This is a genomic window from Candidatus Alcyoniella australis, from assembly GCA_030765605.1.
In the GTDB taxonomy this organism is placed as follows: Bacteria; Lernaellota; Lernaellaia; order JAVCCG01; family Alcyoniellaceae; genus Alcyoniella; species Alcyoniella australis.
The window spans coordinates 1-20,939 of the sequence record JAVCCG010000157.1 but is presented as its reverse complement, the minus strand read 5'-3'; the positions used below and the strand labels follow the sequence as shown (position 1 = coordinate 20,939).

The following is a 20,939-nucleotide window of genomic DNA, read 5'->3' as shown; positions in this document are numbered from 1 at the left end:
GTGCTACTCCGCCGTGAGCTTGATGAAGATTTCCTCGAGCGTGGGCCGCATCTGCCGCATCTGGGCGATGCCCCAGCCGTGTTGCAGCACAGCTAGGCTCACGTCGGGCCCCATCGGCTCGGAGGAGGGTGCGGTCAACACGTAGCGTCCGTTCCCCTGTTCCTCGATCTGCTCGACCGAGGGCAGGGCGCCGAGGATCTTGCCCGCCTCGGGCACCGGGCGGCTGAGTTCGAGCAGTAGCCGCTGATCGCCGGTGTCAAAGCGTTTGGCCAGCGATTCGACCGCGTCGCAGGCCACCAGTGCGCCGTGGTGGATGATCGCCACCCGCGAGGCCACGGCCACCACCTCGGGCAAAATGTGACTGGAGAAGATCACGGTATGGCTTACGGCCAGCGACTTGATCAGCTCGCGGATCGTGTGCATCTGACCCGGGTCCAGGCCGATGGTCGGCTCGTCGAGAATCAGTACCGGCGGGTCGCTGACCAGCGCCTGCGCCAGTCCCACGCGTTGGCGGAAGCCCTTGCTCAGTGTGCGGATCAGTTGGCCAATGACCTCGCCCAGCCCCGCGAGCTCGACCACGCGCTCGATGGCCGCCGAGCGCCGGCGGCCGGGCACGCGGTGGATCGCCGCGACAAAGCGCAGATACTCGTGGACCTTCATGTCGTCGTACAATAGAGGATGCTCGGGCAGGTAGCCCACTACCCGCCGCACTTTTTCGGGCTCGGATACGATGTCGTGGCCCGCGACCTTGGCCGTGCCCGAGCCGGGGGGCAGGAAGGTGGTGAGCATGCGCATGGTGGTGGTCTTGCCCGCGCCGTTGGGGCCCAGGAACCCGAGGATCTCGCCGGGCCGCACCTCGAGGTTCAGTCCCTTGACCGCCTCGAACGGCCCGTAGCTCTTGCTCAGGTTCTCGATACGAATCAAACCGAACCTCATATTATCGGGGGTGTCCGACCCTGCGCGCGAAGGTAATCAGGCAACGCCACGCTGTCAAGTTAGTCCGGATTATTGATGAATATTCCGGGCCGGATATGGCTCCGGGCTACGGATGATGTTAGCTTATCTTGGATTGCTGTTTGCATACGGAGGTTAATTTAATGAGCTACGATCAGAACGCACAGTATGTACCGCCGCCGCCGCCCGCGCCGCCGCTGACGCCCGGAGGCGTTGCAACGCCTATCGGGGTCGGGCCGAGCGCCGACGGGATGGCGATCGGCGCATTGGTGCTGGGTATCCTGAGCTTCTGCCTGGGCTGCCTGACCGGCATCCCGGCGATCATCCTGGGCATCATTGCGGTCAAGCGCATCAACGCCGATCCGCAAAATCGCGGTGGCAAGGGCATGGCCATCGCCGGTATCGTCATCGGTTCGATCATGCTGCTGGTGACGATCATCTTCGGCATCGTCGGCGGAATCTCGGCGATCTACGCCGAGCAGATGGCCACGGATACGTTCGGCAACATGGACCAGAATATTGGCGTAACCACGACCGGCGGCGATGATTACCAGACGCTGTTCGATCAGGCCACGGCCGCGGATCTGAATTACCTCACGGGCAGCTTCACCGCGCCGAGCTCGGTCAACCAGGGCGACTCGTTCCTGGTGGTGCTCAACCTGGCCAACAGCAAGGGCAGCGCCCTGTCGCTGGACAGCGTGGACGTGCACGACGAGTACCTCGCGGGGATTACCATCACCGCTTCCAATCCGGCCTCGACCATGGAGCCGTTCCACATTCCGGTGGACAACTCGATGAGCTACTCGATGAAGACCACGATCCCGGCCAGCGGTTCACGCGAGGTCAGCTTCACCTGCAACGCTGCGCAGCGAGGCACCTGGGCGGGCAACTTCGACGTGTGCATCACCTACTCGGACTGCCTGCAGGTCTACGTTTCGACCACGGTCGACTGACCGCAGACCGACGACGCAAACTCTCCCTCGGGGGCAGTCGCCTCCGGGGGATTTTTATTACCATGAAGAATTCGGGCTAACGGTTGATCGGCCGCTTGATGGGCTGTTGCGGGGCCTGCGGCGGCGGGCAGTACTGCTCGCGGGTCGGTTCGTGGGTGATGTAGACACTGCTGGTGCGCTCGTCCACGCGGGCGCGTACGCCGTCTTTGAAAAGCTCGCCGCGGTTTGCCGAAGTGGGCGCGGGCGGGCCGAGCAGCGTCACCAGCTCGCGCTTGAGAGCCGGCATATCGGCCGGGTCGGCCAGCACCACAGTGGCGCCGAACAGACGCTCGGAACAGCCCCAGATCGTGACGTCGTCGACCCGAAGGCCCATAAAACTCTGCGGTGCGTGCTCCGGAGCGTAGGCGGTTGTCGAGCCGCGCACGGTGTACAGCTGCGTGAGGTCCGCACGTCCCAGCAGCGAATCGGCCCAGCGCATGCCGAGCAAACCCTCGAAATCGAGGTCCGCTGCCAGGGCCAGGCCGCAGGCCAGGACGATCAACAGCAGGGACGATACGACGATTTTCATGCTCAGTCTCCACTCATCATCGGCAGGGCGATGCGCCGCAGAACGTTGCCGCGTCCCAGCACCAGGATCGCACCCTCGGCGTAGCTTAAGTTGCTCAGCGCGCGACTCCAGTCGTCGCCGCGGCTGATCTCGAGCTGGTTGACCATCAGGATTACGTCTCCGGCCGCGATTCCAGCTCGCATCGCCGGGCTGCCGTTCATCACGCTGAGCACCAGCATGCCGCGGTCCATCTTCAGTCCGTGGCTCGCGGCCAGCTCGGGCGAGTTGGCAACGATCCGCAGCCCCATGCGTCGCCAGCCGATGTCCTGGACAGCCTCGGGCGGCACCTCGATCGCCCTGGCTTCCAGGCTCAGCGGGCGGCCGTTGCGCAGCAGCTTGAGCCGGACGTTTTCGCCCACGGCGATCTGGCGCAGCACGTGGCGCAGCCGATCGGGATCGACGATTTTCTGCGTGCCCACGCCGACCAGGATGTCGCCGGTCTGCACGCCGGCGATGTCGGCCGGTCCCTGCCGGACAACGGCGCTGATTACCAGGCCGCCCTGGTCCTGCAAACCCAAGGCCTCGGCCAGTTCGGCGTCGATGGTCCGCGCCTGCAAGCCGATCCAGCCCTGGTGCACCTCGCCAAAGAGGATCAAGTCTTCGTAGGCCAGCTTGGCCTTGTCGATGGGCACGGCAAAGCCGATGCCCTGGGCCTGGTCGTGAATCGCGGTGGTAATGCCGATCAGCTCGCCGCGTACGTTGACCAGCGCGCCGCCGGAGTTGCCCGGGTTGATCGAGGCGTCGGTCTGCAGGAAGTCGTAGTAGACGCGATTGTTCTGCAGCCGCACGTTGCGGCCCACGGCCGAGAGTACGCCGGTGGTTACCGTATGGCTCAGACCGTAGGGATTGCCGATGGCGATCACCGTCTCGCCGATCATCAGCCCGGCGCTGGATCCGCAGGCGATGGACGGCAGCGAGCGGGGCGAGTCGATTTTAAGCACCGCCAGGTCGCGGCGCGAGTCCGAGCCGATCGGGCGCGCTTCAAACTCGCGGCCGTCGGCCAGGGTTACGCTGATTTTGTCGGATTGCATGATCACGTGTTCGTTGGTCAGCACGTAACCCCGGGGGTCGATGATCACGCCCGAGCCCAGGCTGATGGTCTTGCGCGTGCGCGGGCCGATTGCGTCGCCGAAGAACATCTCGAAGAACGGATCGCGCGCCGCGGGCATTCCCGGAACGCGCACCACGCGCTCGGTGGAGACGTTGACCACAGCCGGCGAGGCGGCGCGCACCGCGCGCACTACCGGCGTTTCGCGCTCGTCGGTCTGGGCGGTCGCGCTCAGACACCAAAGCGTCAGCGCGATAACCGCAATCAGCGCCCATCTGCTCATTGGTAAATCAGACAACGCCCTGCGTTTGAAAGTTCCGGCTTGGCAGACCATTGATCTAAGCTAATTAAGCTGGGATTTGATCCTGTCGAACAACGACTCGTGTTTCTTGACCTGGCGTCCCTCGATCTCGGCGAACTCGCGCAGCAGCTCCTCTTGGCGGGTGGTGAGCTTGGTCGGCACCTCGATCAGCACCTGCACCACCTGATCGCCGCGACCGTACCCGCGCACGTGCGGGATGCCCTTGCCCTTGAGCTTGAACACCCGACCGCTCTGCGTGCCGTGCGGGATCCTGAGTGTGGCCGGACCCTCGAGCGTGGGCACCTCGAATTCGGCACCCAACGCGGCTTGGGAATAGGAGATCGGCGCGCGCAAGAGCACGTCGTTGCCCTGGCGCTGGAAGATCTTGTGCGGTTTGACGCTGATCAGCACGTACAAATCGCCCGCAGGGCCGCCGCGCATGCCGCTCTCGCCCTTGCCGCTCAGACGCAGGCGCGTGCCGTCCTCAACGCCCGCGGGCACCTTGACGCTGATTTTTTCGACGCGCGGTACGCGGCCCGCACCCTGGCAGTCGGGGCAGGGATCGTTGATGATCACTCCTTCGCCGCGACACTGCGGGCAGGCCGTTGCAATGGCGAAGAAGCCCTGGGAGCGCCGTACCTGGCCCGTACCCTGGCAGGTCGGACAGGCCGCGGGCTTGGTGCCGGGCTTGGTGCGCGCGCCCTTGCACGTGTTGCAGATATCGTACTTGTTGACCTCGATGGCGGTATCAACGCCAAAGGCAGCCTCCTCGAAGGAGATCTGCAGGTCGTAGCCGATGTCGTTGCCGCGCTGGGCGGAGTTGCGGCCGCGGCGCTGTTCGCCGAAGCCGAAGAACTCCTCGAAGATCGAGCCGAACGTCGAGAACACGTCCTCGAAGCCCGAGAATCCCTGGAATCCGGAGCCGCGTAGACCCTCGTGGCCGAAGCGGTTGTACATCTCGCGCTTCTCCGGGTCCGAGAGCACCTGGTAGGCCTCGGACGCCTCTTTAAAGCGCTCCTCGGACTCTTGATCGCCTGGGTTACGGTCGGGGTGGTAGCGTATCGCCAGCTCGCGATACAATTTCTTAATCTGCTGGAGCTCGGCGTCGCGAGCGACTCCCAGCACCTCGTAGTAGTCTTTTTTAATCAATTGGGATTCCCCGGCAAAAAAACGGGCCGGGCGTTAATCACCCTCGATATTGGCCAGCTCGTCGTAGTCAGCGGGCGCATGGACCTCGACCTGTTTGACTCGGTGGTCGACCAGCGCGCCTTTGATCTTACTCGGCTCGCCGCCGAAGATCTTGTTCTTATCGATGATCTCCGCCTGGGTCGCTACGTCTTTGAGTCCCTTGAGGAACTTGTGGTGGTCTTTTTTATTGACCAGGCCCTTTTTGACGTTGCGCTTCACAGTGCGCAGATCACAAAGTGTATCGAGGTTCTTCTCAGCCACGGCTAACCTCTACAGGTCGTCGGCGACCTTTTCGATAGTGTCCAAATCAACGGCGGAGCGAACCTTGCCCGCCGCGATCTCTCGCAGAGTAGTAACGATCTCTTTGTTGTCCGGGGCGTCGACCAGCGGCTGGCTGCCCCTGAGAATCTGTTTGGTCCGTTGGGCCGCAAGCACCACCAGGGCGAAGCGGTTATCGACGTGCTCCAGGCAATCTTCAACCGTTATTCTCGCCATGCGATTCCTCCGTGGCCTCGGGAGCGCGCTCGATTAAAGCGAGGTCCGCGACCGAACTTGCCAAGCCCGCCAGGGAGTCGGGTTGCAGCAGGTAAATGTACGGCGGGTCGCCTAGACTCACCCGGCGTTGACCGCGTAGCGGCCGTCCAACCTTTAGGTGCGCCAGGGCGTTCCCCTCCGCGTCGTACAGCACGACCTCCAGGTCCGGACGATTCAGACCGACTCGACGCAGACTGCGCGCCGTTACCGCCGGTCCGACCGGTTCAGCCCAGGAGGTCAACTGCAAGCTGTCGAGCAGGGAGCGCACTTTATGCGGATCGACAGTGAATTCGTCGGATTCGCTGACGAACTCCCCCTCGGAGCGCGAGAGTCTAATTGACTGTTGTGGGAATTGCAAGTCGATGCGCTCCACGCTCTCCAGGTTGGGTGAGAGCAGCCCTCTGTCGGCCAACTCGACGCTGTTGACAAGGATTTTATCCAGCGCGTCAGCTTTGAGTGCGTAGGTCTGATCCGCGCCCTCGGGCCTGGCGATGATCTGATCATCCCGGATAAGCAGCGACGTCCGCAGCTCGACGATCCGGCCCGCATCGTCCGTGGCCGATATGCTCAGCCGCGCGTCGGGCCGGCGCAAAGCGCGTTCCATGGGGCGCGCCTCGTCTTGTTCCAGATAGCGCTCGACCTGCAACCTGGTCAGCAGGTTGGCCAGCGACACCAGCCGCGCGCCATCGGCCAGTGCGGGAAAGGGCTCGACCACCCGCCAGGTGCCGTCGGCCTTGGACAGAACACAGCGCTCGAGCAGCCTGCGGCCGCGCTCGATCTTGATTTCGACCAGTTGGTCGGGCGCCACCGGGAAGACCCGGCGGTCGCGGAAGTCAATCGCGCCGTAGACCAGGTAGCGCTCGAACTCCGGCGGCACCAGGTAGACCCGCTGGTCGTTGTGATTGAATACGTAGATCCCGCGGTCCAGTGGCGCGCGATCGCCGAAGCTGATGCTCTGCGAGCTTTGCCCGTCGTCCAGGGTTAAAACCGCGGCGTCTTGGCCCAGGCCGAATTGCTCGAGCTCGCCCGCGTCGACTATCGGCTCGGGGCGCCCCATGTAGCGCAGGGTGTTGACCAGACTGCGCACCACGGTCTGGTCCGCGGCAGCCGCGACCGGTTTGACTAAAAGCCACTGCTCCTCATCGTTCAGTTGTAGCTCGATGGCGCTTTGGCCGCGCGCGATCTCGATGTGTCGTACAGCCTCGGGATCCAGCGACAGCAGCCGTTCGGGCCCCTGCACGGGCGTTGGTTCGGGCTGCACGTCCGCGGGCTGCGAGAGGTAGTAGGTCAGTCCGGCCAGGGCCGCGACCACAATCAGCGCGATCAGTACTCTGATTTTCATAGTTCTCCCGCAAGACGAAAGATCATTGTCGATCGGTCCCGAGCCTGATTAGATTGGCCCCCGGCGTGAGCTCGGCCAACGACTCGTCGTGGCTGAGCACGATTAGCTGCTGTCGGTCGGCCAGCTCGCGCAACAGCTCAAGCAGCGCGGTCCGCCGTTTGCGATCGCAGTGCACCAGCGGGTCGTCGAGGATCAGCGGCAGACCCGCGTCGCCCGATAGATCGTCGAGCACCGCCAGCCGGGCGCAGAGGTAAAGCTGATCGCGGGCCCCGGCCGAGAGCTGTTCGACATCGAGTTGCACTTTACCGCGCAGCAGCGGCAAAGGGTTGAACTGCTCGTCCATCTCAACGCCGCAATAGCGCCCGGCGGTGCAGCGCTCGAACCGGCTGCCGATGGCCTCGCCAACGCGCGCCACGCTCAGGGAGCGGAACTCCTCAATTGCCTCGGCCAGCACCTCGCGCGCCAGCAGCAGCGCCTGAGCGCGTCGCTTGTCCCGTGCCAGACGCTGGTCGAGCTCGACGATCTCTTCTTCGGCCGACTGCCGATCAATCAGCCCCACCGAGGCCACTGTGAAGTCGGACTCGACCGAGCGCAACTGCTGCTCAAACTCCTCGATGCGTTGTCTGCACGCGGCCGCATCGCGGTCTGCTTGGAGCACCGCGCGCTGATCCACGCCGCTGAGCTGCGGGGTTTGGGCGACGAACGAATCAATGCGAGCCTTGTGCACGTCCAGCTCACGGCCGAGCTTGGCCAGGGCCTGCTGTAGCTGTTCGTCATCCGGGCGTCCCGCAACCAGCGCGGCGGCCTGCTCGCGTTTAAGCGTTAGATCGCGGGCCTGCTCATAGCGGGCGCGCACGATGCTCAGATCGTCGAGGGAAAGGCGGATCGCGGAGGGCAGCGCCTCGAGATCATGCTCGTACTGCGCTTCGAGTTCTGCGCACGCCTCACGGGCCTGTGACAAACTCTGGGTGAGTTGTTGCGTTGCGTTGCGCGCCGAGCGGCGCAGCACGACCAGGCGGACCCACAGTGTTCCCGGAACGCATAGCAATGCAATAGCAGCGACCCACGACCAGGGCGAGGGGAGCAGGGCCAAGCCCAATCCCGCACCGATTGCGGTCGCAACGCTGACCATTGCGGCGGAGAGGGCAGGCTGAGGATTAATCGCCTCGAGTTGTTCGCCGATGCGGTCGAGCCCGCGTTGTTCGCGGCCGATGGCCTGGGCGTCCGCGGCCAGCTTGCCGGCCGATTCGAAATCCACGGCGCTCAGCGCAGTCACGTCGCTTAACCCGGCCAGGGCCGCGTTTGTGGCGGCTAAATCGTTGAGCGCGTCGACCAGTTGCAAACGCTCTTTGTAGAGTTCCGCGTGCAGCCGCTCGGTTTCCGCCAGATCCTTTTGCAGCCGCAACAGCTCGGCCCCGCGTTTGGCCAGCAGCTCGTGGGAGTCAAGCTCGGTTCGCTTTGCGACAAGCTGTTCGCGCATTTGCGAACGCTGCACGCCCAACTGCTGGCGTTTGTCCAACGCACGCTGCGCATGGTCCAGCGCCTCGCGTCGCGACTCGATCTGGGATTGGAGCAGCTCGATTTTGCGCGGATTGCGCATCCGTTTGCGGCCCTCGACGTCGAACAAGGTCAGCTCGAAGTATTGCTGTTCCAGCGCGTCGAGCACCTCGTCGCTGCCGCGGGAGGCAGCGCCGGCCAACAGCGTGCGAATCCCCGAAGCGCCGTCCTGCCACGAGCCCAGCAGCTTCTCTTGGCCGATCAACACCAGGGCGCGAAACAGCTGTGGGTCGCTCAATCCCAGGGTCTGCTGCAGCAGGTCCAGGTATTGCTCGCGGTCGGACGAGCGGCCGCTGGGGCTGATCTTCTCGTTCAGTAGTAAATGTTCCTCGTTGTTGATGCGTTCGATCACACGCAGTTGGTTGCTGGAAAAGTCGCGCGTGATCTCGAGCAAGCGGCCCGCGCTTTGGATGGCCAGACCGGCCTGATATTCGCCGCCGCCGGGCCTGGGCAGAAATCGCTCGCGGTTGGATTTGAAGCCGAACAGCACGCCGAACACCGCTTCGACAATGGTCGACTTGCCCGATTCGTTGGGTCCCAGCACCAGATTCAGCCCCGGCGCGAATTCGTACTGCGCGCCGCGCAGCGCGCCAAAGGCGTCGAGGCGCACGCTGACCAGTCTCACGTCTGGTCCCCGCGTTTGAACTCGACCAGCGCCAGCCGCGTGGCCAGGGTCAGCAGCTCGCGCTGTTGATCGTCCGCAGCGGACTCCAGCCGCTGGGCCATGCGTTGCACGAACGCGCCGCGCACCGTGCGCTCGGCCCCGAGCCGCTCCAGCTCGCGCGTTGAGATGCTCAGCGTATCGTCGATCAGTTCCAGGTAGTCCAGCCGCGCCTCCAGGCGCTGACGCAGCCCGGCCAAATCGAGCTCGAGCGGAGGGGAGCCGCGCAGAGTCACGCGGCAGATCGAAGCCTCGCCGCAGGCTGTGACCGCCGCGTCCACGGCCTGGTCCAGCGATTCGACGTCGCTTTGTTCGACCTCCACCGCGGCGAGCTGCCTGGTCTGGCAGTTCTCGCTCTGGATCCGGGCCCCTCCGGCGGAGAGTTCGACCCACAGAAAAGCGCGCGGCCCGTTCTCGGTGAAATCCTTGCCCTCGGGGCTGCCGCAGTAGGCGGCCACCAGCCGACCCTCGTGCTCCACAGTTTGTTGGCGGTGTAAATGCCCCAGGGCCACGTAGTCCAGGCCCAGATCGGCCAACTGTTCGGCGGTTACCGGCACGTCGCGCGTGGGCACCTGCCATTGCGGAGCACGCACCAGGGTGGCGTGCAGCAGACCCAGGTGCAGGCCGGGCAGATCGCGGCGGGCCATACTCGACAGCGGGTTTTCCGTGCCGGGACGAGCGGCCAGGCCGTAGAGGTTGATCCGCTGGTCGCGCACGGTCAGCGGGACCGGCGATTCGCAGCGCGGGTCCATCAGCACGATTGCGCCGGGCAGGTTGATCGTGCGGTAGATCGCGTCGGAGGCGTCCACGCCGTCATGGGTGCCGGGGACCAGCACGCAGACCACTCCCGCGGCCTCAAGACGCTCACAGCCGCGGCGCACGCGCTCGATCACCCGTTGCGGCGCGGCGTTGCGGTCGAACAGGTCGCCGGCGATCGCCAGTATATCGGCCTGGCCCTCGATGGCGCGATCCACGATGCGCTCGAAGGTCGCCGCGAAATCATCGCGACGCTGATCAGCGAACTCGCCGAACTGCACCATGCTCGCGCCCAGGTGCAGGTCCGCGGTGTGCAGCACGCGCACGCTCATCGCATGCGTCCCAGCAGCACGAAGGTCTCGACGTTGCCCTTGGGTCCGGGCACCGTGCTCTCGAACTGGCCCAGAGGTTTCAGCCCGAGCTTGGCGGCTGCGCTGAGCACCGCATCGACAGCCTGTTGACGCAGGGCCGGGTCGCGCACCACGCCGCCCTTGCCGACCTGTCCGCGTCCGACCTCGAACTGCGGTTTGATCATCGCCAGCACGCGTCCGTCGGGCTTGAGGCAGCGCAGCACGGCGGGCAGCACCAGGCTCAGGCCGATGAAGCTGACGTCGATCAGCGCCAGGTCCGCGGGCCAGGGCATGCGTGAGGAATCGAAGTTGCGCACGTTGGTGCGCTCGAACACGGTCACGCGCGGATCGTCGCGAAGCTTTTGCGCGAGCTGGCCGTACCCCACGTCGATGCCCACGATCCGGGCTGCGCCGCGTTGCAGCACGCAGTCGCTGAAGCCCCCGGTGCTGATTCCCACGTCCAGGCAATCAAGCCCCGTCACGTCGATCTCCAGGCCGTCCAGCGCGGACTGCAATTTGAGTCCGCCGCGACTGACGAATGGGATGTCATCGCCGCGCAGGCGCAACGCCGCGTTCGCGGCCACGGCGGTCCCGGGCTTGTCGCAACGCTTGTCGCCGACAATTATCCGACCGGCCATGATCAGCGCAACGGCGCGCGCGCGGCTCTGGGCCAGGCCGCGTTCCACGAGCAGCGCGTCGAGTCGGACCTTGCCTGGATTATTCATGAAGCTTCTACTGCTGCGCACAATCTGCTCACAACAACTGCGTCATCCTCGCCGATCCATCCTCGACGTACCACAGCGGGTACGCCTGCGGCGTATCGACTCGGCTTTCTAGTTCTTGCGGCATTTTGCACGCCTCGTCTACGAACCATCATGAATAATCCAGGCTTGTCGCGAGGAGTCATAGCGGACCAGATTAAACCCGGATTGGCGCTCACGGGCAAGGCCGGTGCGGGTTACGCTACGTTGTTTCCAGTGGAGGAGTCGCGGCGAGCCTTATCGCGGGGTCGTTCGACCAGCTCGAGTACCGCATTTAGCAGGTGTTCGTCGTCCAGGCCGCAGTCAAGGGCGAGCTGTTCGCCGTCGCCGTGCGCGATGAAGCGGTCGGGGATTCCAAGCCGCGTAACCCGCACGTTGCAAAGCCCCTGGTCGGCCAGCAGCTCGAGTACTGCGCTGCCAAAACCTCCGGCCAAGGCGTTGTCCTCGAGTGTGACCAGTCGGCCGGTGGAGCGCGCCAGCTCGCAGATCGCGTCGCTGTCCAGGGGTTTGACAAAGCGTGCGTTGAACACCGCGCAGTCCACGTTTTGTTCGGCCAACCGTTCGGCCACGGCCAATGCTTGGTGCGCGCGCGGGCCCAGGGCCACGATGCCCGCGTCTTGGCCGCGGCGCAGCCACTCCCCGCGTCCGATGGGCAGCGCTTTGAACTGCGCACTGGGCTTGACGCCCATGCCTGCGCCGCGCGGGTAGCGCAGCGCAACCGGGCCTTCGTGCTGCAGCGCGGTGTAGAGCATATGCCGCAGCTCCTCTTCGTCCTTGGGCGCCATCAGCGTTATGTTCGGGATGTGCCGCAGGTACGAGAGGTCGAACGCGCCGTGGTGCGTGGGGCCATCGGCGCCGACCAGGCCGCCGCGGTCAACGGCAAAGACCACCGGCAGGTTTTGCAAACAAACGTCGTGCACGACCTGGTCGTAGGCGCGCTGTAAAAAGGTCGAGTAGATCGCGGCCACCGGACGCAGCCCGGCCCGCGCCAGCCCGGCGGCAAAGCAGATGCCGTGCTGCTCGGCGATCCCCACGTCGTAGGTCCGGCGTGGAAAGCGCTGGGAGAAAAGCTCCAGGCCCGTGCCCTGGGGCATGGCCGCGGTTATTGCCACGATCCGCTCGTCGCGCGCGCCAAGCTCGCAGATTGCATCGGAAAAGACCTGGGTGTAGCTCGGCGGTCCGGGCTTGGAGCGCGGCTCGCCGTTGGCCGGGTCGAACGGTCCGATGCCGTGGTAGCGCGCGGGGTCGGCCTCGGCCGGCGCGTAGCCTTTGCCCTTGCGCGTCACCGCGTGGACCAGCACCGGGTTGTCCAGGTGCCGCACGTTGCGGAAAGTCTCGATCAGGTCGTGGGTGTTGTGGCCGTCGATCGGGCCGAAGTACTCAAAGCCCAGCGCCTCGAACAGCAGGCCGGGGGTCATGAAGCCCTTGAACGAATCCTCGAGCTTTTTCGAGATGTGGAACACGTCATCGCCAATGGCCGGAATGTTTTTGAGCATCGCCTTGAGCCGTCGGCGGATGCGCGTATAGAACGGGCCGGACATCTTGCGCGAGATGTAGCTTTGCAGCGCGCCGACGTTGGGGCTGATGCTCATCTCGTTGTCGTTGAGCACGATGATGATTCGACGGCCCAGGTGCCCGGCCTGGTTCAGCCCCTCGAAGGCCAGCCCCGCGGTCATCGAGCCGTCGCCGATCACGCTCACCACGTCCTCGCCGCGTCCGGCGAGCTTGAGCGCCTCGTTCAGCCCCAGGCCTACGGAAATCGAGGTGCCGCTGTGGCCCACGGTGAACAGGTCGTACTCGCTCTCATCGCGATGCGGGAAACCCGAGAGCCCGTCGTGTTTGCGCAGGGTGCCGAAGCGTTCGGCGCGTCCGGTGAGCAGCTTGTGGGTGTAGGCCTGGTGCCCCACGTCCCAGATCAGCCGGTCGTGAGGCGCGTCGAAAACGTAGTGGATCGCCAATGTCAGCTCGACCACGCCCAGGTTGGAGGCCAGGTGCCCGCCGGTGCGGCTGACGGTCTGGACGATCAGCTCTCTGATCTCCTCGGCCAGCTCGGGCAGCCGTTCCTCGGGAATCAGCTTGAGCTCGCGCGGGCTTTTGATGCGTTCGAGCAGGTTCATCGATCGGTCTCTATTGTTCGGGTTCCGGGTCCAGTGGCCGGCGTTCCACGCCGTTTTCGGTTTTCACCAGCTGTTCAACGCGTTTTGAGATCAGATCGAGCTTGTCAAGGCAGCGCCGTGAGAGTTTGACACCCTCCTCAAACGCGGCCATTGCCTCCTCGATGTCGATCTCGTCGTCCTCGAGTTTTTCCACGATCTGTTCCAGCCGGGCGATCTGGTCGGCCAGCCGTTCCTGATCTTGATTGTTCTTCTTCATCAGACAGCCCCCGCCGCCGTTGGTTGCACGGCAAATATACTGTGCCGATCCGCGGCCGCGCAAACGGCCGTCACCGGATCAGTTATCGTCGACCTCCACGTCTTGAACCAATGCGCCGAACGCGCCGCGCGCCAGGGAGACGTGCACCGCGTCGCCGACACGCAGCGCGGACGCGTCGCGTAGCGGCTTGCCGTCCGGCCCGCGCACCAGGGCGTAGCCGCGCTTGATAACCGCCGGCGGTCCGGCCGCTTGCAAGCGCGAATCAAGGCTGCTGCGCAGCGCGGACTGGCGCTCGATGCGAACTTGTGCCGCGCGGATCAGCCGTTGGAAACGCGCCTGCACCAACAGCGCCACGCTGCGCGTTCGGCGGTCCGGCGACGAGGCCGCGACGCGTGCGGACATTCCGCTGCAGCGCTCGTCCAGGCGCTGAACCCGGCCGCGCATCGCCGATTCGATCAACGCCCCCAGGTCGTCGAGACGTTGAGAGGTGCGTTGCACCAGCTTGCGCGGGTCGAGCAGCCGCGAGCTCAGCGCGTTTACCGCGTCGCGTTGTCCGTCGATCATCCCGCGCAGGCGATCATAGGCGCGTGATCGCGAATTTTCGATCGATTCCTCGACCTCTGCGCGGTTTGCAACCGCGCGTTGGGCCGCGGCAGTGGGCGTGGCCGCACGTTCGTCCGCCACCAGGTCGCTCAGGGTCCAGTCGATCTCGTGCCCCACGGCCGAGATCACCGGCAGCGGGCAACGCGCGATGGCCCGCACCACCGACTCCTCGTTAAACGCGAACAGATCTTCGAAGCTGCCGCCGCCGCGGCCGACGATTATCACCTCGACCTCCGGTGCATGATCGACCAGTCGCTGAAGCGCCCCGGCGATCTGCTCGGCCGCGCCCTGGCCCTGAACCAGCGTCGGGCTGAGAACAACCGGAAGCCCGGGAAAGCGCGACTCGATGGTGTTCAGAATGTCGCGGATCGCCGCGCCCGTGGCACTGGTCACCACGCCCACGGCCTGGGGCAGATCGGGGATCGGTTGCTTACGATCGGCGTCGAACAGCCCTTCGGCCGACAGCCGGGCCTTGAGTTGCTCCAGCGCGAGCATCATCGCGCCCACGCCCGTGGGCTCGATGTATTCGGCCAAAATCTGCAAATCGCCGCGCGCGTCGTAGACCGTAACCTGGCCGCGCACGATTACGCTCTGGCCGTCGCCCGGCTCAAAGCGCAGCAGCCGCGCGCGGCTGCGGAACAGCACGCAGCGGATCTGGGCGCCCTCGCCGGCGAGGGTGAAGTAGCAGTGGCCCGAGGCCGGACGCCGCAGGTCGCGGATCTCGCCCTGGACCGCCACGTCGTCGAAGGTCTGTTCCAGGCCGCGGCGCACCAGCGCCACCAGCTGGGCCACCGGCAACGGCTGCGAGCGCTCGGAACCCGGGAAATATTCCATTACAACAGGTCGGGAATTTGCTCGATCAACTTCTTGCGTTCCTCGGCCCGACTGGCCGTACCCACGGTCCTGCCGCGTTCGTCGATCAGCACCAGGAAGGGCAGGGAGGAGCCGCCCATCGCGGGCAATCCCTCCTCGCCCGAGAGCAGCACCGGATAGCCCACGCCGTGCTCCTCGCGGAACCCCTCGGCGATCGACGCGTCCTCGTTGTAGTTCACGCCCACAACCTGCAGCCCCTGCGGGCCGTATTCGGCGTGCAGCCGGTTGAGCTCGGGCACCTCGTTGATGCACGGTGCGCAGTACGAGGCAAAGAACACCATCAGCAGCGGATCGCCGCGATAGTCCGACTGCACCACGCGTTTGCCCTCCAGATCCTGGAACTCGATCTGGCCCATGGCCTTGATGCCGGTCAGCGCCAAATAGGCGGCGAGCAGGATCAGGATCAGGCCGCTGACGATTTCCACCGCGCGGTAGTGCGTGCGCATTTTGCCGAAGAACTTCATCGCCTGATTGACGAACAGCGCGGTGAGCAGAAACGGCATGCCCAGGCCCGCGGAGAAGATCGCCATCGTGGTCAGGCCGCCGATGAAGCTCTCCTCGGTCACGGCCAGCGGGATGATTGCGATCACGATCCCCGAGAGGCAGGGGCTCAGCGCAAAGGCGAAGGTGAAGCCCACGATGAACGAGCCGATCGGTCCCAGCACCTTGTTTTGCACCTGAATCCGGTGTTCGGTCATCAGGAATTTAAGCTTGAACGCGCCCATGATATGCAGCGCCAGCACGACCACCAGCGCCGCGGCGATGATGTAGATCGCCGCCTGGTATTGCCGGATCAGCTCGCCCAGGGCGCCGGCCAGTCCGCCGACGATCAGGAATACAACCGAGAAGCCCAGGATGAACAGCACGGTGTTCAGCAGCACCTTGCCCAGGGTTCCGCCCGATCGTCGTTCGGCGGTCAGCTCGTCGAAGCTTACCCCGGAGATGAAGGTCAGGTAGCTGAAAACCAGCGGCAGTACGCAGGGCGTGAAAAAGCTCAGGATGCCAACGGTGAACACGCCCAGGCTCGAGATGTGCTGTAGGTCCAGGAAGTAATCGATCACACTTTGCACGACTATTTTCTCCGATCAGCTTGGTTGCCAAAGCGAGAATTGTCATCCAACGGCCGTGCCGTTTCCAAGCCATGATGCCACATAGAGCGAAAACGGGCCGACCTTGCAGCCGACCCGAAGTTGAGCTGTTTGGGGCAGCCGCCTATTTGAAGCCCTCGACCCGCAGTGACTTGTAACGGTAGTTGCGGGTGAAGGTGCCGCGGAACACGATCTCCTGCGGCTCGCCGAAGACCAGCGGCTTGTTGGTGGCGAAGTACGAGGACTTGTAGTCCACCAGCTCGCGGTTCTGGTCGAAGAAGTTGACCTTGACCCTGACGTTCTGCACCGGGAGGTTGGTGTTGTTGCGCAGTTTGGCGAACAGCGTGAAGTTGCCGATCTCGTCGGCGAGCCAGCGCGGATCGTAGATCTCGATCGGTTCGGCCAGCACGCGCACGCCCTTCCAGACCAGCGGGGATTCGGCGAGCTGTTCGTCCTCGGTCCGCTCGACCAGCCCCTCGAAGTCGAAGCTGCGATCGACTCCCTTTTTCAACCCGATGGTTTGGCACACGCGCTGGGAGTAGACGTAGAGCGTATTGGTCTCCGGGTCTTCGAACACCACCTTGACCCGGATGTTCGACAGCGGCAGGTCGGTGCGGTTGCTCAGGGTGTAGTGCAGTTTGAAGTAGCCGGTGTCGTCGTAGACCAAGTCGTTGTCGACATAGGTCAGCTGGACCGGGTAGTTGTCCAGTTGGACGTCCCAACGTTTGAACTCGATGTTGCCGTCCTCGATCTGGGCTTGGAACACGAACGGCTCGGAGCCCTGCGCCGGCAGCTGATTGTCGATGAAGAAATCCTCCTCGCGTGTGATCATCGTGGGGATTTCCTTCTCGGCGCCGGTGCCCGGCTTGTGCGCGACCTCGTCGAATTCCTCGGCCTCGCGGCCGTCATCGGTGACGTCGGCGGGCAGCTGCAACGGGCCCTCGTTTTGGCGCTCGTCGCCCCGGCGCTGCGAGAACGAGACCAGCAGGCGCACGTGGTCCAGCGGCAGGGCGATTATATTGCGGAACGTGCCCCGAAGCTCGAAATCGCCGCCGGTCGTGGGATCGTAGGAGATGCGCTCGTTGAGGATTTTGATCGGCGAGCCCATGTGCTGGATCGTCTGCACGCGCAGGTCGTGTAGTTCGCGCGTGATAATGTTGTCCTCGCGCACCCAGCCGCCGACCTGTTCGGCCGTACCCTCGCCGTTGAGCTTATTGACCCTGTACCAGCCCTGGTCGTAGTCCCGCGCCAGCAGCTCGTCTCCGGCCTGGAAAGTCTGGACCTTTTCGCTCTCGGGATCGGGCGACTCGTAGCAGTCGGCCTTGGCCGCCACGACAACCAGCGGATTGCTCAGGTTGAGCCGATCGTTGCGGTTGATGGTGTAGATCAGCAAGGCGACGATCAGCAGGACCACGACGGTGCCCATCAGCGCCAACGCTGAACTGGTCCGCTTGAGCTTTCTGATGTCGGCCTCGATCTCTTTATCAACGTGATCGGTAAGGCTCTTGATGTTTTCCTTGGGGTTCTTGAGCTGTCCCATGATCATCCCTTACTGAAGCAAGTCCCCGGTTCGGGGAAGCGCCAAACCGCCGAGGTCGAGCGCATCGGATTGGAGGGAGCCTTCGTCGGTTTCGAATACTCCGTCGTAATCCTTGTCGATTTGATATCGCGCATCGCCTCGATCGTCTCGATATTCCCTGTAATCTATCCGCCCGTCGCGGTTAAAGTCTATCTCAAAGATGACCACCTTATCGTCCTGGTAGGTGGCGAAGGTGTCGAAACGTCCGTCGTTGTCAGTATCCCATTGCGACGAGATCAGCTCGCCGTTGCTCCAGGTCTCCAGGTAGTCTACGACCCCGTTGTTGTCTGTGTCGCGCTCGATTATCCCGTCTTTATACCACAAGTAGGCCTGAAGCACCCAGTCGAAAGGCAGCATCACCGAGACCATCAACAGCATCCCCACGATGATCACGCTGATCAGCAGCAGTCGCAACAGCCGGCCGGGCCTGGGCAGGATGCGGCGCGATCGATTTTTGGTCGTGCTGCTCATCGGACTCCCTACAATGGACGGTCTGTCCCAGAGGATAATCCAGGTGATTGACGACAGTCCACCTTTAAGGTTAGATACGCGAACTCGGTATGCTGATTATTACGCCTATGACAGTCGTTAAAAACGACCCCCGAGGGGATGGAGACCGCCGCCGTTGAAGGTATTGTCATCACTTAAGCTCTCGGTCTGGTTGCTGTTGATCTTCACGGCGATGTGCCTGGTCGGCGTGCTCATTCCCCAGCGGCCGGGAATGATCTGGGTGCCCCACGGCGAGCTGTTCGAGCAAGCGGCAATGGATTACCGCCAGACGCTGCAGGCCGGCGGCGACCAAATGCCCCTGGCGCTGGCAATCGCCAATTACCTCAATCCTTACGACGTGTTCCGCTCGCTGCCGTTCGTGACGCTGATCGTGTTGATGCTGGTCAATATCATCGCCTGCTCCATTGATCGGCTGACCAAGCTGCTGCGCTCGCTTCGCGCGCCGATGCTCAAGCTCGACCGCACTGCGCAGGGCGCGTTTAGCAACCTGGTCGAGGTGCGTCTGGGGCAGACGGCGCTGGAGGGGCTGGAGTCCCGGCTGGCGCGGCACGGCACGCTGCGCAAGCTCGAGCAAGACAGCGCGGTCTACTATGCCGTGGAGCGCGGACGGCTGGGCCGCTTCGGCGTGTACATGATTCATCTGGCGGTGCTGGTTTTGGCTGTAGGCGCAATGATCGGCGTGCTTTACGGCCAGCGCGGGATGATCAACCTGCCCGAGGGCGGATCGACCGAGTTCTTTTACGACCGCGACAGCGGCGAACCGATCGATCTGGGATTCAAAGTCAGCTGTGAAAGCTTCAAAATCAATCTCTACCCCGGGACCCAGGAGGTCAGCGACTACCTCTCGCATCTGCTGATCGAGCGTCCCGGCGAGCCGCCGGAAAGGACGATGGTCGAGGTCAACCGGCCCTACAAGGCGCCCAACGGCTTCACCCTGTACCAGAACAATTACGGCAATACGACCCTGCTGCAGATCGAGGACAAGGCCAGCGGCCGCACCTACCAGGTCTCGTTCGAGTCCGAGGCTCACGGCCCGCTGGCCGTGCCCGACTCGCCGCTGGTGCTGGTGCCGCTGTCGTTTCGCGAGGATCCGCTCTACGGGCCGCGCCTGGAGCTGGCGCTGCAACATCCCGACGGGTTCGTCGAGCGCGCGCTGCTGCTGTTTCACTACCCGGAACACGACGCCGACCGACCTGACGCGCGGACCTCGATCACGCCGCGTTCGGTGCAATACACCGGGCTCGAGGTCGGCTACGACCCGGGAGTTTCAGTGGTCTACCTGAGCTTCGTGCTGTTCATGGTCGGCCTGTTGATCGTCTTTGGCGTGCCGCACCGTCACTACTACGCCCGGCTGGAGGGAAACAAGTTGTATCTCACCGGCCGATCGAACAAGTACCAGGACACCATGGCTCAAAAACTCGAGCAACTGGCCGCGGAGCTAAAGGCATGAATCTCGACCTGCTATCCCACCCGCAGCTTTTGGGCCCCTCGATCCAGTTTTTCAACTTCGCGGCCGCGGCCTACCTGCTCTCAACAGTGGCCTACGTGATCCACCTCGCCCGCCGCAGCCGCTGGTCGTGGCTGCTGGGTGTGGGGGCGGCCGCAGCCGGAGTGACGGCCCAGACCGTGGGCCTGGCCCTGCGCTGGATCTCAATGGGCTGGGACCACCCGCCGTTCACCAATATGTACGAATCGCTGGTGTTCTTCGCCTGGGGGATCGTGCTGGTCTACCTGGTGGTGGAGTGGCGCCATAAGGTCCGCGTGGCCGGGGCGTTCGTGATTCCCCTGGCGTTCGTGGCCATGGGCGTGGCCAGCCTGCAACCCGGCCACGGAGTCAGGCCGCTGATGCCTGCGCTGCAAAGCGTCTGGCTGCACATCCACGTGGCCACCGCGGGCATCGGCTATGCCGCGTTTCTGGTGGCTTTCGGATTTTCGCTGCTCTATCTCTATAAGGTGCGCACCCGGCTTGTGGGCTTCGGCCTGACCACATCGTTGGTCGGCGCGGCAGTGGCCGCCATGGCCAGCAGCCTCGAGATCTTCGACCGCTCGGGCCAGGGGATCTGCATGCCCGCCAACAGCCTGATCGCCATGCCCGGAGAGTTGGCCATGGTCTCCGAGCGCTGGGTGCCGATCCACGCGCCCGGGCCCTGGTTGCTCGGGGCGTTCGCCCTGTTCCTGTTTGCGGCGGCTGCTTTCGGCGTCAGCCGCGCCTTTGACAACGACCAGCGCTCCGAGCGCGTGGGCTGGGGCGTGCTGGGCCTGGCGCTGATCGCCCTGAGCGCTGCCGCGGCAGTCTATGTCTACGTGCTGAACAGCCGCAACGACGTGGGCATGTCGGGCAACCCCTACCGCCTGGCGATGCTGCTGGTGGGCTGGCTGGCCGTGGTGCTGGTCTTTGTGCTCAAGCTGTCGAGCAACGGTCTGCGAGAGGCGCTGCCCGACGCCCAGCGGCTGGACATGCTCTCGTATCGCGCGGTGGTCGTGGCGTTTCCGATCATGACGTTGGTGATCGTCACCGGCGCGGTCTGGGCCAACGTGGCCTGGGGCACCTACTGGTCGTGGGACCCCAAAGAGACCTCGAGCCTGATCACATGGCTGATCTACGCCATCTATCTGCACACCCGCGTAACCCAGGGCTGGACCGGCGTACGCACGGCCTATATCTCGATTATCGGCTTCCTCTCGGTGCTCTTCACCTACCTTGGGGTCAACCTGCTGATCGCCGGTCTGCACGCCTACGCCTAGGGCGGCTTCGAGCCGCCACAAAACTCGCAAAGCACGCTGGTCGCAGCGCCACGAGCCTCCCCGCGTAGGAAGATGTTGGGGAGAGGGGGTAAAGATCGAGAAATCGATCTTTGTGTGTGGGGCGAGCGGCGCATTGCCTCAGGGTTTTCATAAACT

Annotated in this window: 19 protein-coding genes; 3 read left to right on the top strand and 16 right to left on the bottom strand. The window is 64.1% G+C overall.

Going from position 1 to position 20,939, the window contains the following annotated elements; all coding sequences use genetic code 11:
* Positions 1-3: 3 nt before the first annotated feature.
* A complete protein-coding gene (locus tag P9M14_18605; protein MDP8257762.1) occupies positions 4-924 on the bottom strand; it encodes an ABC transporter ATP-binding protein in 921 nt (306 codons plus the stop codon).
* A gap of 173 nt (positions 925-1,097) precedes the next feature.
* On the opposite strand from P9M14_18605, the gene P9M14_18600 reads away from it, so the two are divergent.
* Positions 1,098-1,907, top strand: a complete 810-nt coding sequence (locus tag P9M14_18600; protein ID MDP8257761.1) for a DUF4190 domain-containing protein — start codon at positions 1,098-1,100, stop codon at positions 1,905-1,907.
* Positions 1,908-1,983: 76 nt separating this feature from the next.
* Here P9M14_18600 and P9M14_18595 read toward each other — a convergent pair whose 3' ends face one another.
* The 15 genes from P9M14_18595 to P9M14_18525 all read right to left on the bottom strand — a co-directional run bounded on the left by P9M14_18595 (position 1,984) and on the right by P9M14_18525 (position 17,999).
* Positions 1,984-2,475, bottom strand: coding sequence for a hypothetical protein (locus P9M14_18595; GenBank protein MDP8257760.1), 492 nt, complete (start codon positions 2,473-2,475; stop codon positions 1,984-1,986).
* A gap of 2 nt (positions 2,476-2,477) precedes the next feature.
* Positions 2,478-3,845, bottom strand: coding sequence for a trypsin-like peptidase domain-containing protein (locus P9M14_18590; protein ID MDP8257759.1), 1,368 nt, complete (start codon positions 3,843-3,845; stop codon positions 2,478-2,480).
* A 60-nt stretch (positions 3,846-3,905) separates the two neighbouring features.
* Positions 3,906-5,012, bottom strand: a complete 1,107-nt coding sequence (dnaJ, locus tag P9M14_18585; GenBank protein ID MDP8257758.1) for a molecular chaperone DnaJ — start codon at positions 5,010-5,012, stop codon at positions 3,906-3,908.
* A gap of 33 nt (positions 5,013-5,045) precedes the next feature.
* Entirely contained in the window at positions 5,046-5,312 is a 267-nt protein-coding gene (locus P9M14_18580; protein MDP8257757.1) for a hypothetical protein, read from the bottom strand.
* Positions 5,313-5,321: 9 nt separating this feature from the next.
* Positions 5,322-5,546: a DNA-directed RNA polymerase subunit omega gene (gene rpoZ, locus P9M14_18575; protein MDP8257756.1), complete on the bottom strand. Its 225-nt coding sequence runs from the start codon at positions 5,544-5,546 to the stop codon at positions 5,322-5,324.
* Positions 5,527-6,927 carry a DUF4340 domain-containing protein gene (locus P9M14_18570; protein MDP8257755.1) on the bottom strand — a complete coding sequence of 467 codons (1,401 nt, stop codon included), beginning with the start codon at positions 6,925-6,927 and terminating at the stop codon, positions 5,527-5,529. Before P9M14_18570 ends, rpoZ begins: the two co-directional genes overlap by 20 nt.
* Positions 6,928-6,949: 22 nt before the next feature.
* Positions 6,950-9,109, bottom strand: coding sequence for an AAA family ATPase (locus P9M14_18565; GenBank protein MDP8257754.1), 2,160 nt, complete (start codon positions 9,107-9,109; stop codon positions 6,950-6,952).
* The gene (locus P9M14_18560; GenBank protein MDP8257753.1) at positions 9,106-10,233 is read right to left on the bottom strand and encodes a metallophosphoesterase; all 1,128 of its coding nucleotides are present in this window, start codon (positions 10,231-10,233) and stop codon (positions 9,106-9,108) included. Before P9M14_18560 ends, P9M14_18565 begins: the two co-directional genes overlap by 4 nt.
* A complete protein-coding gene (locus P9M14_18555; GenBank protein MDP8257752.1) occupies positions 10,230-10,976 on the bottom strand; it encodes a TlyA family RNA methyltransferase in 747 nt (248 codons plus the stop codon). Before P9M14_18555 ends, P9M14_18560 begins: the two co-directional genes overlap by 4 nt.
* 233 nt (positions 10,977-11,209) lie before the next feature.
* Positions 11,210-13,129 carry a 1-deoxy-D-xylulose-5-phosphate synthase gene (gene dxs, locus P9M14_18550; GenBank protein ID MDP8257751.1) on the bottom strand — a complete coding sequence of 640 codons (1,920 nt, stop codon included), beginning with the start codon at positions 13,127-13,129 and terminating at the stop codon, positions 11,210-11,212.
* A 10-nt stretch (positions 13,130-13,139) separates the two neighbouring features.
* A complete protein-coding gene (xseB, locus tag P9M14_18545) occupies positions 13,140-13,385 on the bottom strand; it encodes an exodeoxyribonuclease VII small subunit (protein MDP8257750.1) in 246 nt (81 codons plus the stop codon).
* 78 nt (positions 13,386-13,463) lie between these two features.
* Positions 13,464-14,822 carry an exodeoxyribonuclease VII large subunit gene (gene xseA, locus P9M14_18540; GenBank protein MDP8257749.1) on the bottom strand — a complete coding sequence of 453 codons (1,359 nt, stop codon included), beginning with the start codon at positions 14,820-14,822 and terminating at the stop codon, positions 13,464-13,466.
* Entirely contained in the window at positions 14,822-15,931 is a 1,110-nt protein-coding gene (locus P9M14_18535) for a cytochrome c biogenesis protein/redoxin (protein ID MDP8257748.1), read from the bottom strand. The genes xseA and P9M14_18535 overlap by 1 nt, the downstream gene beginning before the upstream one ends.
* Positions 15,932-16,073: 142 nt before the next feature.
* On the bottom strand, positions 16,074-17,489 hold the full coding sequence (locus P9M14_18530; GenBank protein ID MDP8257747.1) for a hypothetical protein: 1,416 nt from the start codon (positions 17,487-17,489) through the stop codon (positions 16,074-16,076).
* A 9-nt stretch (positions 17,490-17,498) separates the two neighbouring features.
* The gene (locus P9M14_18525; GenBank protein MDP8257746.1) at positions 17,499-17,999 is read right to left on the bottom strand and encodes a hypothetical protein; all 501 of its coding nucleotides are present in this window, start codon (positions 17,997-17,999) and stop codon (positions 17,499-17,501) included.
* Positions 18,000-18,153: 154 nt separating this feature from the next.
* On the opposite strand from P9M14_18525, the gene P9M14_18520 reads away from it, so the two are divergent.
* A complete protein-coding gene (locus P9M14_18520; GenBank protein ID MDP8257745.1) occupies positions 18,154-19,488 on the top strand; it encodes a cytochrome c biogenesis protein ResB in 1,335 nt (444 codons plus the stop codon).
* Positions 19,485-20,783, top strand: a complete 1,299-nt coding sequence (gene ccsA, locus P9M14_18515) for a cytochrome c biogenesis protein CcsA (protein MDP8257744.1) — start codon at positions 19,485-19,487, stop codon at positions 20,781-20,783. The genes P9M14_18520 and ccsA overlap by 4 nt, the downstream gene beginning before the upstream one ends.
* Positions 20,784-20,939: the final 156 nt, after the last annotated feature.

Bases quoted from the DNA above. Each gene is read 5' to 3' on its own strand.
- xseB (MDP8257750.1), bottom strand. From the start codon at position 13,385: ATGAAGAAGAACAATCAAGATCAGGAACGGCTGGCCGACCAGATCGCC.
- ccsA (MDP8257744.1), top strand. From the start codon at position 19,485: ATGAATCTCGACCTGCTATCCCACCCGCAGCTTTTGGGCCCCTCGATC.
- P9M14_18600 (MDP8257761.1), top strand. From the start codon at position 1,098: ATGAGCTACGATCAGAACGCACAGTATGTACCGCCGCCGCCGCCCGCG.
- P9M14_18560 (MDP8257753.1), bottom strand. From the start codon at position 10,233: ATGAGCGTGCGCGTGCTGCACACCGCGGACCTGCACCTGGGCGCGAGC.
- dxs (MDP8257751.1), bottom strand. From the start codon at position 13,129: ATGAACCTGCTCGAACGCATCAAAAGCCCGCGCGAGCTCAAGCTGATT.
- P9M14_18525 (MDP8257746.1), bottom strand. From the start codon at position 17,999: ATGAGCAGCACGACCAAAAATCGATCGCGCCGCATCCTGCCCAGGCCC.
- P9M14_18570 (MDP8257755.1), bottom strand. From the start codon at position 6,927: ATGAAAATCAGAGTACTGATCGCGCTGATTGTGGTCGCGGCCCTGGCC.
- xseA (MDP8257749.1), bottom strand. From the start codon at position 14,822: ATGGAATATTTCCCGGGTTCCGAGCGCTCGCAGCCGTTGCCGGTGGCC.
- P9M14_18530 (MDP8257747.1), bottom strand. From the start codon at position 17,489: ATGGGACAGCTCAAGAACCCCAAGGAAAACATCAAGAGCCTTACCGAT.
- rpoZ (MDP8257756.1), bottom strand. From the start codon at position 5,546: ATGGCGAGAATAACGGTTGAAGATTGCCTGGAGCACGTCGATAACCGC.
- P9M14_18555 (MDP8257752.1), bottom strand. From the start codon at position 10,976: ATGAATAATCCAGGCAAGGTCCGACTCGACGCGCTGCTCGTGGAACGC.
- P9M14_18590 (MDP8257759.1), bottom strand. From the start codon at position 3,845: ATGAGCAGATGGGCGCTGATTGCGGTTATCGCGCTGACGCTTTGGTGT.
- P9M14_18595 (MDP8257760.1), bottom strand. From the start codon at position 2,475: ATGAAAATCGTCGTATCGTCCCTGCTGTTGATCGTCCTGGCCTGCGGC.